The sequence below is a fragment of the Streptomyces sp. NBC_01244 genome (assembly GCF_035987325.1).
In the GTDB taxonomy this organism is placed as follows: domain Bacteria; phylum Actinomycetota; class Actinomycetes; order Streptomycetales; family Streptomycetaceae; genus Streptomyces.
This window is the reverse complement of sequence record NZ_CP108488.1, coordinates 6,331,104-6,345,886: the sequence shown is the minus strand read 5'-3', so window position 1 is coordinate 6,345,886 and position 14,783 is coordinate 6,331,104. Positions and strand designations below refer to the sequence as shown.

At 74.7% G+C, this 14,783-nt stretch carries 13 protein-coding genes; 3 read left to right on the top strand and 10 right to left on the bottom strand.

Annotated elements, in window-relative coordinates; all coding sequences use genetic code 11:
• Positions 1 to 4 precede the first annotated feature (4 nt).
• Genes OG247_RS28745 through OG247_RS28730 form a run of 4 tightly spaced genes read right to left on the bottom strand, consistent with a single transcriptional unit; the run spans position 5 to position 4,458 of the window.
• Positions 5 to 673 (bottom strand): GTP-binding protein, encoded by a 669-nt coding sequence (locus tag OG247_RS28745; protein ID WP_327254931.1) that lies wholly within the window; start codon positions 671 to 673, stop codon positions 5 to 7.
• Positions 654 to 1,043: a DUF742 domain-containing protein gene (locus OG247_RS28740; protein ID WP_327254930.1), complete on the bottom strand. Its 390-nt coding sequence runs from the start codon at positions 1,041 to 1,043 to the stop codon at positions 654 to 656. Before OG247_RS28740 ends, OG247_RS28745 begins: the two co-directional genes overlap by 20 nt.
• Positions 1,040 to 1,531 carry a roadblock/LC7 domain-containing protein gene (locus OG247_RS28735; RefSeq protein ID WP_327254929.1) on the bottom strand — a complete coding sequence of 164 codons (492 nt, stop codon included), beginning with the start codon at positions 1,529 to 1,531 and terminating at the stop codon, positions 1,040 to 1,042. Before OG247_RS28735 ends, OG247_RS28740 begins: the two co-directional genes overlap by 4 nt.
• A complete protein-coding gene (locus OG247_RS28730; RefSeq protein ID WP_327254928.1) occupies positions 1,528 to 4,458 on the bottom strand; it encodes a sensor histidine kinase in 2,931 nt (976 codons plus the stop codon). Before OG247_RS28730 ends, OG247_RS28735 begins: the two co-directional genes overlap by 4 nt.
• A gap of 423 nt (positions 4,459 to 4,881) precedes the next feature.
• Between OG247_RS28730 and OG247_RS28725 the strand changes: the two genes are divergently transcribed.
• The gene (locus OG247_RS28725) at positions 4,882 to 5,655 is read left to right on the top strand and encodes a hypothetical protein (protein WP_327254927.1); all 774 of its coding nucleotides are present in this window, start codon (positions 4,882 to 4,884) and stop codon (positions 5,653 to 5,655) included.
• A gap of 40 nt (positions 5,656 to 5,695) precedes the next feature.
• Here OG247_RS28725 and OG247_RS28720 read toward each other — a convergent pair whose 3' ends face one another.
• Positions 5,696 to 6,136 carry a MarR family winged helix-turn-helix transcriptional regulator gene (locus OG247_RS28720; protein WP_327254926.1) on the bottom strand — a complete coding sequence of 147 codons (441 nt, stop codon included), beginning with the start codon at positions 6,134 to 6,136 and terminating at the stop codon, positions 5,696 to 5,698.
• Between the two features lie 114 nt (positions 6,137 to 6,250).
• Positions 6,251 to 8,647 (bottom strand): endopeptidase La, encoded by a 2,397-nt coding sequence (gene lon, locus OG247_RS28715; RefSeq protein ID WP_327254925.1) that lies wholly within the window; start codon positions 8,645 to 8,647, stop codon positions 6,251 to 6,253.
• Positions 8,648 to 8,742: 95 nt separating this feature from the next.
• On the opposite strand from lon, the gene OG247_RS28710 reads away from it, so the two are divergent.
• Positions 8,743 to 8,919 carry a hypothetical protein gene (locus tag OG247_RS28710; RefSeq protein ID WP_327254924.1) on the top strand — a complete coding sequence of 59 codons (177 nt, stop codon included), beginning with the start codon at positions 8,743 to 8,745 and terminating at the stop codon, positions 8,917 to 8,919.
• A 13-nt stretch (positions 8,920 to 8,932) separates the two neighbouring features.
• Here the strand turns inward: OG247_RS28710 and OG247_RS28705 are convergent, their stop codons facing one another.
• From OG247_RS28705 to OG247_RS28695, 3 genes are all read right to left on the bottom strand, one after another.
• Positions 8,933 to 9,766 (bottom strand): DUF4097 family beta strand repeat-containing protein, encoded by an 834-nt coding sequence (locus OG247_RS28705; protein WP_327254923.1) that lies wholly within the window; start codon positions 9,764 to 9,766, stop codon positions 8,933 to 8,935.
• A gap of 169 nt (positions 9,767 to 9,935) precedes the next feature.
• Entirely contained in the window at positions 9,936 to 10,805 is an 870-nt protein-coding gene (locus tag OG247_RS28700) for a sulfurtransferase (protein WP_327254922.1), read from the bottom strand.
• A gap of 657 nt (positions 10,806 to 11,462) precedes the next feature.
• Positions 11,463 to 13,193 carry a hypothetical protein gene (locus tag OG247_RS28695; protein ID WP_327254921.1) on the bottom strand — a complete coding sequence of 577 codons (1,731 nt, stop codon included), beginning with the start codon at positions 13,191 to 13,193 and terminating at the stop codon, positions 11,463 to 11,465.
• A 186-nt stretch (positions 13,194 to 13,379) separates the two neighbouring features.
• On the opposite strand from OG247_RS28695, the gene OG247_RS28690 reads away from it, so the two are divergent.
• Entirely contained in the window at positions 13,380 to 14,021 is a 642-nt protein-coding gene (locus OG247_RS28690; RefSeq protein WP_327254920.1) for a hypothetical protein, read from the top strand.
• Between the two features lie 34 nt (positions 14,022 to 14,055).
• Here OG247_RS28690 and OG247_RS28685 read toward each other — a convergent pair whose 3' ends face one another.
• Positions 14,056 to 14,715 (bottom strand): TetR/AcrR family transcriptional regulator, encoded by a 660-nt coding sequence (locus OG247_RS28685; RefSeq protein WP_327254919.1) that lies wholly within the window; start codon positions 14,713 to 14,715, stop codon positions 14,056 to 14,058.
• Between the last annotated feature and the right edge of the window lie 68 nt (positions 14,716 to 14,783).

Sequence of the window (14,783 nt, the reverse complement as noted above, 5' to 3'; positions counted from 1 at the left end):
TTCTCTATTCGGGGGTCGAGTCGAGGGCGTGGCCCACGAGGGTCATGAGGGATTCCAGTACCGTGACCCGGCGCCGCGCGTCCATGATCACGACGGGTACGCGCGCCGGTATGGTCAGCGCCTCCCGCACGTCCTCCGGTTCGTACGAAGGCGTGCCCTCGAAGTGGTTGACGGCCACGGCGTACGGCAGCCCGCAGCTCTCGAAGTAGTCGAGCGCCGGGAAGCAGTCCCGCAGCCGCCGCGTGTCCGCGAGGACGATCCCGCCGACGGCGCCGCGCACCAGGTCGTCCCACATGAACCAGAAGCGTTCCTGGCCCGGGGTCCCGTACACGTACAGGACGAGGTCGTCGTCGAGCGTGACGCGGCCGAAGTCCATGGCGACGGTGGTCGTGTGCTTGTCCGGGGTCCCGGACAGGTCGTCGGTCGGAGCGGCGGCCTCGGTCATCACCGCCTCGGTGCGCAGCGGCCGGATCTCGGAGACGGAACCGACGAAGGTGGTCTTGCCCACCCCGAAGCCTCCCGCCACCAGCACCTTCACGGCGACGGGCGCGCGCGAGCGGTCGTACTGCCAGGGCTGTACGGGCTCGTCCGGGTCCGGGTCGGGGTTCGCCGCCGGGGCGCCCGGGTCCGTGTTCGGGGAGAAGAGACCGGTTTCAGAGACGGCGGAGCCCACTGAGCACCCTTTCGAGCAGAGCGCGGTCGGGACGGCCGCTGCCGTGCCCGGTCCCGTAGACACGGATCCTGCCCTGGTCGGCGAGGTCGCTGACCAGGACGCGGACCACGCCGAGCGGCAGCTTCAGCAGCGCGGCGATCTCGGCGATCGTCCGCATGCGGCGGCAGACCTCGACGATCGCCGGCATCTCCGGCATCCGGTCGGCCTTCCGCGGCTCGGACACCTTGGTGTCGAGGGCCGCGACGAAGGTCTCGACGTGCAGGATCTGCGTGAAGCGGGTGCGGCCGCCCGTAAGGGAGTACGGGCGTACGCGGGCGGGACGGCGGTCGGCGCCGCGTATCGGCAGCCGGTCGGAGGCCGGACTCCTCACGGGGTGTTCTCCATCGACTGGCGCAGCTCACTGCGGACTTCGGGGGTCAGGACGTGGCCGGCGCGGCCCACGAACAAGGCCATGTGGTAGGCGACGACGCTCATGTCGCAGTCGGGCGTGGCGTGTACGCCGAGGAGCGAGCCGTCGCTGATGGCCATGACGAACACGGAACCGTGCTCCATGGCCACCATCGTCTGCTTGACCGAGCCGCCGTCCATCAGGGCGGCGGCGCCCGTGGTGAGCGAGCCGAGGCCGGAGACGATGGTCGCGAGATCGGCGGACGCTCCGCGGGGGCCGCTGGGGCGGGAGGGCGTGGCCGGTGCGGCCGGCGTATCGGGTGCGACCGGATCGGAGGACAGCAGGAGGAGCCCGTCCGAGGACACGACGGCCACCGAGTTGACCCCGGGGACCTCCTCGACGAGGTCGGTGAGCAGCCACTGAAGGTTGCGTGCCTGGGTACTCAGTCCGTACGTACTGGACGCGTTCATGTGCGTGCCTCCTGTGCGGTGTCCCCCCGGTCGGTCTGCCCCTGGTCCTGCGGCGCGTCCCGCGGTGGGTCCTGCGGCGCGTCCTGCCCGGGAGCGTGCGCGAGCTCGGCCTCCACGACGCGGCGCCCGTCCTGGGCACCCCGGTAGAACCCGCCGAGACGGCGGCGCAGCTCGTCGGCGTCCACCCGGCCCGGCGCCGGGCGCACCTCGTCACCGCGTCCGGCGGCGACCACGCGGGGACTCCGCTTGGGGAGCCCCTTGTCGGTGAGGAGTTCCTCCGGCTCGGGCCCGTCCGGGGCCTGGGCCCCGGAGGGCGCCTCGGCCTGCGGCGGTACGCGGAACACCTGCTCGGCGGGCACCTCGGCCGGTGCCGGGACCCGGAACACCTGTTCCGTGGGCGGCAGCTGCCCGGCCGGAGGCGCGAACGCCGACGGAGCGGGCTCCGGGGTCACCCGGGCGGACGGCTCCGCGGCGGAGGCCCGCGCGGTCCCGTGCGCGGGCTCCGGCTCGGGGAAGGCGTCGGGGAAGACATCGGGGAAGGCCTCGGAGGCCGGGTCCGGAGCCGGGGTTTCGGCCGGTTCCGCAGCAGCGGCTTCGGGCGCGGCCGGGGCCGCGGACGGCTCCGCGTCCAGGGCCTGCTCCGCCGAAGGCGCCGGCGCCGGATCGGGCTCCGGGGAGGCCTCCCCCGCCGGCTCCGGCAGGGCCGGGGCCGGCGGGGTCCCGGGCGTGGGGGCGGCAGGGCCCCGTACGCGTGAGGGGAGGGTGTTCTCGTTGGCCTCCGCGATCACCCCGGGCAGGTGCAGCGCGGGTGCGCCCGGTGCGCCCAGGGTGTGGACCGGCGAAGCCGGCGGGGTCGCGGGAAGCAGCGCCGCGGGTACGACGACCAGGGCCTCCGTACCGCCGCGCGGCTGGGTGCGCAGCTCGGCGCCGACCCCGTGCCGGGCCGCGAGCCGCCCGGCCACGTACAGGCCGAGGCCCAGGCCGTGTTCCGACTCGGGCTCCTCGTCGTACGCGTCCGGGGTGGCCAGCCGCTCGTTCAGCGTGGCGAGCCTGTCCCCGGTGATCCCGATGCCCTCGTCGACGACGGACAGCACCACGTCGCCGGAGTCCAGCAGCCATCCGGACACCTTCACCTTGGCGTCCGGCGGCGAGAAGGTCGTCGCGTTCTCCAGCAGCTCCGCCAGGACGTGCGAGATGTCGTCGGCGGCGTGCCCTGCGACCTGCGTGTACGAGGGCAGCACCCCGAGGTCCACGCGCTCGTAGCGCTCGATCTCGCTGACCGCCGCCCGCATGACGTCGACCAGCGGCACCGGCAGGCCCTGCGCGTGGCCGTGTTCCTGGCCGGCGAGGACGAGCAGGTTCTCGTTGTGGCGGCGCATCACGGTCGCCAGGTGGTCGAGCTTGAAGAGGGTGGAGAGACGGTCCGGGTCCGGCTCCTCGGACTCCAGCTCCTCGATGACGGCGAGTTGGCGCTCGACGAGCCCCAGGGTGCGCAGGGACAGCGATACGGACGTGGTCGACATGATGCGGCGGTGCTCCTCGAGCCCCGCCCGCAGCTGTGCGAGCTCTGCCTCCAGCGCCTCCCGGCCGGCCGAGAGCGCCTCGTTGCGGCCGATGAGGCGGCGGCGGTCGGCGTCGAGTCCGGCGATCCGGGTGTGCAGGGAGACCGTCTGGTCGCGTACCGCGTTGAGGTGGCGCACCACCTCGGCGAACTCGTCGTTGCGGCCCGTGAACCGGACCGGTTCCACCGAGCCCTCCGGCGTCGCCAGCCTCGCGGCTCCGCGCCGCAGGACCGACAGCGGGCGGGTCAGGGAGCGCGCGATGGCGGTGGAGATGCCGAGGGTGAGGAGGAACAGCACGCCGAGGAAGGCGAGCTTGAGCTCCAACGCGGTCACGTCGTCGTCGCGCAGCGCGGCGAGCGCGGTGGCGCGCTGGCCGGCGAGGGTGGCCTCGACCGAGCGCATCCGGTCGACGCGGGCGGTCAGGGCCGGTCCGACGGTGCCGGGATCGAGCTTGCGGTCGGCGGCCGAGAGGGACGGCCGGTCGGTGAGCCGCTTGAGGTAGTCGTCGGCCGTCTTGACCTCGGGTCCGGTGACGGTGGCGGCGAGGCTCTGGCGCACGTCGGGGCGCGCGGCCCGCGCGAAATCGTCGAGCGCGCCCTGCTCCCGTACCCGCGCCCGCTGGGCGGCGGCGGCGAGTTCGTCCACGTAGGCGGCGCCCGGCTGCCGGTCGCCGCCGGGCACGGACAGTGCGGCGAGCAGCAGTCCGCGGGTGGCGGAGGCCTGCTCCGCGGCCTGGCCGAGGGGGCCCAGCGGGCGGGTGGTGACGAGGGCGTCCGCGGCGCGCGGCGGGGTCAGCTCGGCGAGCCGGCCGCTCGGCGCGAGGAGTTCGGCGATGACTCCGGAGTAGGCCTGGTGGGCGGTGAGGGCGCTGTCCTTGCCCTCGATGGACTCGGTGCGGACGGCGCCGACCCGGCCGAGTGCCTGGGCGAGCTCCTCGTCGGCGTCGGCCTGGACCTCGGCGAGCTGGCGGTCGGTGCCCGCGGCCCGCTCCTGGACCGCGGCGGCCTGCTTGCCCCGGACGCCGCCGGGGCGGCCCTTGGCCACGTACGCGGTGACGGCGTCGCGCTCGTCCCCGAGCAGGTGGGCGAGGGTGAGGGTCTGCCGGCTCCGGTCGGCGAGGGTGACCAGCTCCTGGGAGTCCTTCAGGTCCGCGGAGGCGGACAGGACGGCCGGCGCTCCCGCCGCGAGGACGGCGAGCCCGGCCACGGCGACCCCGATGACCAACCTGCGGCGCACGCGGACGCGGCGCCCTGCGGGAGCGGTCGCGGCGACCGGGCCGTCGGGGGCTCGTCGGACGGGTGCGGTGCCGTCGGGTGCGGTGCCGTTCGCGACGGTGCCGTTCTTCCGAGGCCGCTTCTTCTGCACCGGTGCTCGCAATCCTGTTTACGTGTGCTGCTCGTGCTCGTGCTGGTTGCCTGGTGGGGCCGGGGTGACGGCCGGTCACCGGATGGCGGTCCCCCGCCTCCGTCGTACCGCCGCGCCGTACCGCCGCACCGCTTCAGACCCTCGCAGTGAGTTGGGAAGAGGGGCGCACATCGCCCGCCCGGCCACACGAAGGAGTGAACAGCACGGAAGAGTTGGCGACCAACTCGGCGATCGGCTGTCAGAGCCCCGCCGTGGACGGGTGGTTGAAAGATCGATGCGGCTTTTGGCAGGATGCCCGCCCACATGACGAGGGTCACCCCGCCGAGCCCGGAAGTCCCTTCGCGCCCCGCCCGCCCCGCTTTGGTCCGGACCTTCCCCGGCCCCTCCCGCCCCTACGGAGCCCCGCGCGGGCAGAATGTCCGCATGCGCATCGATCTCTCCTCCGCCCCCGGCAATCCGGAACGCCCCAACGAGGACTGGCTGTCGGCCGCGATCCCCGCCTCGGGCGGCGGCGTTCTGGTCGCCCTCGACGGGGTCACCCCGCCCCCGGGTGAGGTCGGATGCGCGCATGGAGTGCCGTGGTTCGCGGCCCGGCTGGGCGGCCTATTGACCGAACTGTCCGGATCGCGCCGGGACATGCCCCTCGACCGGGTCCTGGCGGAGGCCATCCGCGTCACCGCGGACACCCATCGCGACACGTGTGACCTTTCTCACGTCCGGACGCCACAGGCGACGGTGGTCGTGGTCCGCTGGGACGAGTCCTGCGTCGAACACCTGGTGCTCTCGGATTCCGTACTCCTCCTCCAGGCACCCGGCGGCGAGGTGCGCGCGGTCCTCGACGACCGGCTGGACCGGATTCCGCGCGAGCGGCTGCGTACGCACGCCTCCGCCGACGTGCTGCGCAACGCGGAGGGCGGCTTCTTCACCGCCGCCGCGGACCCGGAGGTGGCGGCCCGGGCGGTGACCGGGCGGACACCGCGCCCGGAGGTGCGGGCGGTGGCGGCGCTCACGGACGGGGCCAGCCGGTGGACGGACACGTTCGGGGAGGGCGACTGGGCCGCCTGCCTGGCCGTGCTGCGCAAGGAGGGCGCGCAGTCCCTGATCGACCGGGTGCGCACGCTGGAATCGGACCCGAGCCGGGCGCACCGCCGCGGCAAGCGCCACGACGACGCGTCGGCGGCGTACGCGGAGCTGTAGGGGAGGCGTACGCGGAGCTGTACGGGAGCTGTCGTGGGTGCTACTCCCCGCCCGAGTTCAACTGGTTCAGGAGCCGCGCCAGTTCCGCCACTTCCCCGCGGTCCCAGTCCGCGAGCTTGCGCATGTACTGCTCGCGCCGGGCGCCCCGGACCCGCAGGAAGCGTTCCCGGCCCTCCTCGGTGAGCCCGACCAGGAAGGCCCGCCCGTCCGCCGGGTCCGGCTCGCGGGCCAGCAGGCCCAGTACCTCCAGGGCCCGCAGCTGCCGGCTCATCGTGGCCTTGCCGACCCCGAAGTACGCGGCGAGCTCGGTCGCCCGCTGCCGCCCGGCGGCTTCCAGTCGTACGAGGAGCCCGTACGCGGCAGGTTCCAGCTCCGGGTGCAGCTCGCGCGCCATCTCCCCGGAGGAGGCGCGGGCCCGTCGGAGGAAGACGGACAGCTCCCGCTCCAGGGCAAGGAACTCCTGGTCTTCGGTCCCGTGCAAGGCCCGCTCCTTCGCTGGTGTGTGGCCCACCAGTATTTCGCAGCGGGTGCGCCGGGGACCCGGGGCCCCGCCGGAGCGGGGAACCCGGGACCCCCCGGGGGCGTTTCCTCCGGATCAGGCCGCGGCGGCCACCGGGACCGCGTCCGCGGCCAGGGCCAGCTCCAGGACCTGGCGTACGTCCGTCACCGGGTGCACCGACAGTCCTGCCAGCACCTCGGCGGGAACGTCGTCCAGGTCGGCCTCGTTCCGCTTCGGGATGATCACGGTGGTCAGCCCGGCCCGGTGGGCGGCCAGCAGCTTCTGCTTGACCCCGCCGATCGGCAGCACCCGCCCGGTCAGCGAGACCTCGCCGGTCATGGCCACGTCCGTACGGACCAGCCGGCCCGACAGCAGCGAGGCCAGCGCGGTCGTCATCGTGATGCCCGCGCTCGGACCGTCCTTGGGCACCGCGCCCGCCGGGAAGTGGATGTGCACGCCCCGGTCCTTCAGGTCGGCGACGGGCAGTTCCAGCTCGGCGCCGTGCGAGCGCAGGAAGCTGAGCGCGATCTGCGCCGACTCCTTCATCACGTCCCCGAGCTGGCCCGTCAGCGTGAGCCCGGCCGCGCCCGTCTCGGGATCGGACAGCGAGGCCTCGACGAACAGGACGTCACCGCCCGCCCCGGTCACGGCGAGGCCGGTGGCCACGCCCGGTACCGCGGTGCGCCGCTCGGCCGGGTCCTGCGCGGACTCCGGTACGTGGTGCGGCCGCCCGATGAGTGCCCGCAGGTCGCCGGCGCCGATCCGCAGGGGCAGCTCGCGCTCCCCCAGCTCGTGCTGGGAGGCCACCTTGCGGAGCAGCCGGGCGAGGGAACGCTCCAGGGTGCGCACGCCCGCCTCCCGGGTGTACTCCCCCGCCAGCTTGCGCAGCGCGTCCTCCTCCAGGACCACTTCCTCCGCGGCCAGGCCGGCGCGCTCCAGCTGCCGTGGCAGCAGGTGGTCGCGGGCGATGACGACCTTCTCGTCCTCGGTGTAGCCGTCGAGGCGGACGAGTTCCATGCGGTCGGCGAGGGCCTCGGGGATGGCCTCCAGCACGTTCGCGGTGGCCAGGAACACCACGTCGCTCAGGTCCAGTTCCACCTCCAGGTAGTGGTCCCGGAAGGTGTGGTTCTGGGCGGGGTCGAGGACCTCGAGCAGCGCGGCCGCCGGGTCTCCCCGGAAGTCGGAGCCGACCTTGTCGATCTCATCGAGCAGGACGACCGGGTTCATGGACCCGGCTTCCTTGATCGCCCGTACGATCCGGCCGGGCAGCGCGCCCACGTACGTACGCCGGTGTCCGCGGATCTCGGCCTCGTCGCGGACCCCGCCGAGGGCCACGCGGACGAACTTGCGTCCCATGGCGTGGGCCACGGACTCCCCGAGGGAGGTCTTCCCGACGCCGGGAGGACCCACGAGTGCCAGGACGGCCCCGCCCCTGCGCCCGCCGACGACTCCCATCCCGCGCTCGGAGCGGCGCTTGCGCACCGCCAGGTACTCGGTGATCCGGTCCTTCACGTCGCTCAGCCCGGCGTGCTCCGCGTCCAGGACGGCGCGTGCCCCCCGGATGTCGTACTCGTCCTCGGTCCGCTCGTTCCACGGCAGTTCGAGCACGGTGTCCAGCCAGGTGCGGATCCAGGACCCTTCCGGGGACTGGTCGCTGGAGCGCTCCAGCTTGTCGACTTCCTTGAGGGCGGCCTCCCGTACCTTCTCGGGCAGGTCGGCGGCCTCGACCCGGGCGCGGTAGTCGTCGGACTCCTCGCCCTCCTTCTCCCCGCCGAGCTCGCGCAGTTCCTTGCGCACGGCGTCGAGCTGCCGCTTCAGCAGGAACTCGCGCTGGACCTTGTCGACACCGTCCTGGACGTCCTTGGCGATGGACTCGGCGACGTCCTGCTCGGCGAGGTGGTCGCTGAGCGCCTTGACCGCGAGGCGCAGCCGGGCGACGGGGTCGGCCGTCTCCAGTAGCTCCACCTTCTGCTCGACGGTCAGGAACGGGGAGTACCCGGAGTTGTCCGCGAGGGCCCCGACCCCCTCGATCTGCTGCACGCGGTCCACGACCTGCCAGGCCCCGCGCTTCTTGAGCCAGCTCGTGGCGAGCGCCTTGTACTCCTTCACGAGCTCGGCGACGGCCCCGGGCAGGGGATCGGGGACGGCCTCGTCCACCGTCTCCCCCTCGACCCAGAGCGCGGCCCCCGGCCCGGTCGTCCCGGCTCCGATACGAACCCGGCCGCGCCCCCGGATCAGCGCCCCGGGATCCCCGTCGGACAGCCGCCCCACCTGCTCCACCGTCCCGAGCACCCCGGTTCCGGCGTACTTCCCGTCGATCCGGGGCACGAGCAGCACCTTCGGCTTGCCCCCCGCGGCGGCGGCCTGAGCGGCCTCGACGGCACCCCGCACCTCGGCATCGGACAGGTCCAGCGGAACGACCATCCCAGGCAGCACGACCTCGTCGTCGAGCGGCAGCACGGGCAGGGTGAGCGTTACGGACGTCGAAGCCATGATCTTCCCTCCGGCAGTGAAGTTGAGCTATGCCGACTCAATGCATCTGCGCGGCTCGGTGTTCCCCAACTGCCGTTCGCCGGGGGCGAACAAGGGTGGGTGCATCCCGTCCGGGCGGTGGCATCTCCGGAAATGCCCAGGTCACCACGGGTGGGGCGAGTTCCGGGCAGAGCCACGCTCCCCGCATGTACGGAGAGGGTGTGGGCGTCGCCGAGGTCAGGGAACGGATCATCCAGAACGTCGAGACCTGGCAGGTCGTCGAAGCCCCGTAGGCCGGACCGGTGCTCAGGCCGCCGAGATGTGGATGTCTCCCGAGGAGGTCGTCACCGCGAGGCGGGCGGCGGCGGAGGGGGTTGCGGGGAGGGTGATGTCGCGTTCGCCGGAGTCGGTGGAGATATCGAGCGCGTACGGGGCCGCGGGGACCTTCACCTTCGCCTCGCCCGAGCTGGTCCGCACGGCGATCGAGGCCGGGGCCGTGGTGAAGGCGAGGCGGACGTCGCCCGAATCGGAACGGGCGTCCGCGCCCGTTCCGGACAGTTCCCCGGCGGTGACCGAGCCCGTGGACGTACGGACCTTCAGCGGGCCGGCGATCCGGTCCGCCCGGACCGGGCCGGAGGCGGTACCGACCTCCAGCGCGCCGGCGATCCGGTCCACCCGCACCCCGCCCGAGGACGTCACGACGTTGGCGGCGGCCACTCCCGACACCGTGACGCGGCCGCTGCTGCTCTTGGCCCGGACCGTGGCGGAGGCCGGCACCTCCAGCCGGTAGTCGACTGAGCAGCGGCCGGAGCACTCGCCGTTGGTGAGGGTCAGCACGCCGCCGGAGAGCCGCTGGGCGGGCTGGGGCACGGTGTCGCCGCGGTAGTGGACGGTACGGCGGACGGTGACGCCCGGGCCGGATCCGGCGACCACCTCGATGGTTCCGCTTCCGGAGTCCGACACCTCGACCGCGGTGACGGCCTCGGCCACCGTGGCGTCGGCGTTCGCCGTCTTCTCCGGTCCGCCGCGGGAGACGAGCGAGCCGAAGGAGCAACCGGTGAGCAGCAGCCCGGCGGCGAGCGCCGTGGCGGTGACGGTGACGGTGGCCTTGGTGCCCCGGGGGCGCGTCTTCGTGGTCATGGTGTCGATCGTGCCCGCGCGGTGGCCGCGGGGGCATGGTGCATGTGCCCGGATCCGCGGTGGGGTTAACCCCCCGTCCCCCGGCCCCCGGGAACGGTGGCCGGGCCCGCCGCGTCCGGCCTCCGGTTTCCCTGCACCCCGGCGGCGGGCGGGATCCGGAGGAGACGGCCTAACTCCCCTGTACGACCGGCCGGTCCGGGGAGGGCATGCCCCACTCGCTCCAGGAGCCGTCGTACACGGCGAGTTCCTCGTACCCGGCGAGGTCCGCGCCCAGCGCCAGCACGCAGGCCGTGACCCCGGAGCCGCAGCTGAAGTACAGCCGCTCCCGCTCACCCGCCGCCGCCCCGAAGGCCGCGCGGAGTTCGGCCGCGGGGCGCATCAACCCGTCGGGGCGCCGCAGTTCGCCGAAGGGGAGGCTGACCGAGCCCGGCATGTGGCCCCCGCGCAGACCCGGACGGGGTTCCGGGGCGGTGCCGGCGAAGCGTTCGCGGGTCCGGGCGTCGAGCACCGCGGCGGCCGGATCGGCCAGGGCCGCCGAGACGGTGGCCGCGTCCACCAGCAGCCCGGCGCGGGGCCGGGCCGTGAAGGAGCCGCGCGGGCCCTCGTACCCCGGCCGGCGCCCCTCCACCGGCCGCCCGGCGGCGAGCCACGCGGGCAGCCCGCCGTCGAGGACGGCGACCCGGTCGAAGCCCATGGCGCGCAGCATCCACCAGGCGCGGGCGCTGGAGTAGATCCCGGCGCCGTCGTACGCGACGACCGTGCTGCCGTCGTCGACGCCGAGGGCGCGCATCGCCTCGGCGAAGGCGACGGGGCCGGGCATCGTGTGCGGGGCGGCGGCGGTGTGGTCGGACAGCGCGCCGTCGAGGTCGAAGGGACGGGCCCCCGGAATGCGGCGGTCCGCGTCGCGGTGCGCCCCGACGGAGGCGTCGAAGACGACGAGTCCGGGTATCCCGAGGCGCTCCGCGAGCCAGTCGCCGTCGACGAGCGGACCGGCCGGCACGAGGGAGTGGCGGTGGGGGTGGGGGTGGGCTGCTTCCATACGGCACCTCCGGCAGAAGTCGGCGGGCCCCGGCGAGGTCGGCGGCCCGCCGCCCATCCTCCCCCCTGCTCCCCGGCCCCCTGCGAACGCACCCGCCTCCTGGGCGCGTTACCCACGGCGCACCAGCCCCGGGGCGGCCCCGGACCGGTCGGGGGCCACACGGGCGCAGCCGCGAAGGCGCAATCTGCCGGCCGACGAGGTCGGCGGCCCGCCGCCAGGGACGGCCCGACGGGCCGAGGGCGGGGCCGGCCGAATCAAGCCTCACCGGCGTTTGAGGCGCGGGGGTCTGGGGCTGAGCCCCAGGTCTTTCGGTTCCGGGCAGAGCCCGGCTGGGGGTCCCCCCGGACGGAGTCTGGGGGCGGTGGAAGGGCGGATGGGAGACCCCGCGCAGCGGTACCGGGCCCGTGCCGGGCGACCGGCTGCGCACGCTCCGGGCCGCTCCGGGCCGGGCCGGGCCGCGCCGGGCCGCGCCGGGCCGCGCCGGGCCGCGCCGGGCCGCGCCGCGCCGCGCCGCGCCGCGCCGCGCCGCGCCGGGCCGGGCCGGCGCAAGTACCCCGAGGAGCAGCGGGTGGGGGCGGCGCGCCCCCGCGGCCCCGCCCCTCCCGGCGGGCGCGCCCCCGCGGCCCCGCCCCTCCCGGCGGGAGCTCCCGCCGGGAACTACGGACAGCCGCCCGGCCGGGCGAAGAGCGCCACCCGGGCGCCCCGCACGTCCGTCACGGAGCACAGGTCGAAGGAGGAGACCAGCGTCTGGCGTTTCACCGCCTCGGCCGGATACCCGTCCACCGGCTGGCCCGCCGGGTCGAGCAGGGCGACCACCCGGTCGACGGCCGGGTCCAGCAGGGCCGCCTGGATCTCCTCCGGTGTCCGCTCCACGCCCTGGAGGCTCCGCGAAGCCGCCGGGGTGCGGGACAGCGCGAGGTCGCGGAGGGATCCGTAGGTCTCCGGCGAGGACAACAACCATTCGCGCCGCCGCGAGGGGAGGAACAGCACCGCGTCGCCCGGGCGCGCGAGTGCGCCGACGGCCGCCGCCACGGCCCGCGCGTCGTCCTTGCGGCTGTCGGGGGTACGCAGCCACGCGGACCAGAACCCGACCGGGACCAGCAGGACCCCGACCAGCGGCCACACCCACCAGCCCCGCGACGTGGCGAGCCGCGCCCCCGCGAGGAGGGCGAAACCGGCGAGGGCGTAGAGGACGTACCGGTCCACGTACCAGGGGTGCACCAGCGAGATCGCGAGCAGCAGCCCGGGCGGCAGCAGCGCCAGCGGCAGGGCGACCCGTACGAGTTCCCGCGGGGCCCCCCGGGCCAGGAGCAGCGAGGCCGCCGCGAGGACCCCGTACGCCGCCCAGTCCTGCCAGCTCGGCCGCCCGAGCCAGCCCAGCTGCTGCTGCGCCTGCCGCGCGCTGACCAGGGCGAGCGGCAGCAGAGCCGCCACCACGGCCCAGGCGGCGAGCCGCCAGCCGCGCGAACGCCCGGCGGCGAACGCGTGCGCGGGCAGCGCCAGTACGGCGAACTCGTGCAGCCAGCACCCCAGCACCAGCACCACGACGTAGCCGACCCAGCGCTCGCGCAGCATCAGATACGTGGCCCAGACGACGGCCGCGGCAACGAAAGCGTACGAACGCCCCTCCTGGGCGTACATCTGCACGGGCGGCAGCACCGCATACCCGACCCCGGCCAACAAGGCGACCCGCCCGGACAGGCCGGACCGCCCGAGCCGAGCAGAGCGGTCAGGCCGTCCGAGCCGGTCGGACCCGCCAGGGCCACCGGACCGGTCAGGCCGGTCAGAAGCGCCGGACCTGTCGGAGTGGTCGGGCGGGTCGGAAGGGCCCGGGCTGTCAGACCGGTCGAGGCAATCAGACCCGTCGAGGCCGCCAGAGCGGTCGGGGCCACCGGCCCGGTCAAGGCGGTCGGACCCGCCAGGGCCACCGGACGGGTCGGGGCCGCCGAAGCCGTTGGACCGGTCGAGCCGGTTCGGGCCGGCGGGCCGGTCAGGGGCTCCGGGCCCGGCGGCTGGGGCCGGGGTGTCGGGCCGGTCGGGGCCTCCGGGGCTGTCGGGCCGGTCCGGCCCACCGGGGCGGTGTGGCTGCCCGGATCCGCCGGGTGGGGCGGGCTCCGGGACATCGCTCCCGTCCCCGCCGCGCAGGGCACCCGTCAGGTGGTGGGCCACCGCTGCCACGCCGGACGCGGCGAGGGCGGTGGCGGCCACCGAGGGGAGGCGCAGGGCCCAGAGGTCGGCGTCGGGGGTGGCGGCGCCCGTCGCCTCGAAGACCGCGTGCATCAGCAGGTAGTAGAGGCCGTGTACGGCGTCCACCTGGCCGAGCAGCTCCCAGAGCTCCCCGAGCGGCCGGTGCGCGACCTGCCACGTGACGGACTCGTCGCGCCACATGGAACCGCCCCGCGCGAGGCCCCAGAGGCCTAGCGCGAGGGCGGTGAGCGGCGGCAGCCAGCGCCAAGGGGCGAAGCGGCGGATGTCGGCCTCCGGGTGCTATCCGTGCGGGTGGTGCTGACTCCATACTCGGGGTTCGAGCCGGATTACCTGCGGGGGTGGGACGTGCGAGCACGTGGTGGGCGAGTGGGTTTGGCGACTGCGGCCGTGGCACTGGCCGTGGTGGCGGCCTTGGGCGGTTGCTCCTCCGGCGGGTCGAAGGAGGGGGCGGCCTCGCCGGCACCGAACGCGAGCACCGGCACCGGCTCCGGCCCCGCCACGAGCGGCGCCCCGTCCGGGACCTCGACGGACGCCCCGGGGACGCCGTCCCCGGGTCAGAGCGCCGGTCAGAGTACGGGCCCGGGCACCGGTACGACCGCTCCCGCCCCGCAGCCCGCGCCGAGCACCTCCGCGCCCGCCCCCGCACCCAGCGCCTCGGCGCCCGAGGCCGGCGAGACCCTCCTCGCGGTCACCCGCAGCGGCGGCATCACCGGAAAGACCAGCACCTTGATCATCAAGGGTGACGGATCGTTCCTCCGGCTCAACGCGAAGGCCGAGACGGTCGACCGCGACAAGCTCTCGGCGGCCGCCCTCACGAAGCTGCGCACCGCGCTCCGGAAGGCGGACTTCCCCCGCCTGCCGCGGATCTCGATGCCCAAGGATCCGGTCTCCGACGCGTTCACGTACGCCTTCCGGCACGGCGGCTACGAGGTCGCCGCCGCCCAGACCACGCTGCCACGCCCCCTGGAAGGGGTCCTGAGCACCCTGCCGCCCTTCGAGCCCCGCTGAAGCGTAGAAGAGCAGGCCACCCCTATAGGGCCCGTCACAGCCCCGTCCCCGCCACCGTGATCTCCCGCAGCCGCCGGTCCAGGTACCCGCGCAGTAGGACCGCCATGTCCACGCCCTCCGGGTCCAGCACCCACTGGATCTGGAAGCCGTCCATCACCGCGATGGTCTCGCGGCCGACGGCCTCGCAGTCCGTGTCCGGCCGCACCTCGCCGCGCGCCACGCCCGCCCGGAGCAGGTCGACGCTGTAGCCGAGGACCCGGTCGTAGCGCTGCCGGAAGTAGGCGTGCGCGGGGTGGCCGGGGTTCCCGGACTCGCCGACGAGCGTGTTGTACATCCGTACGAGACCGGGTCTGCGGGCGTTGTCCTCGGCGAGGGCGACCACCGCGGCGAAGTGCACGGCCACCGAGGCGACCTCCTCGGCGGACCCGCCGAAGAGCCGCTCGACGTCGTGCTGCTCGCTCTGCGCCAGGACGGACAGCAGCAGGTCCTCCTTGCTGCGGAAGTGGTGCAGCAGGCCGCCCTGGGTGATCCCGCAGTCGTTGGCGATCCGGGCGAGCGAGGAGGCGTGGAAGCCCCACTGCGCGAAGTGCTCGACGGCGGTGTCGAGGATCTTCTGGCGACGGGCGTCGCCCACCGCGTATCCGCCCCGGGCGGCCGCCGCCTTGGGGGCCGTTCGGCCCTTGTCCTGTGCCATGCGGACCACCCTAAACCCGACTGTTTCCGCCCATCCCGATGGAGTGATCCAGCTCACTATGCGAAAAC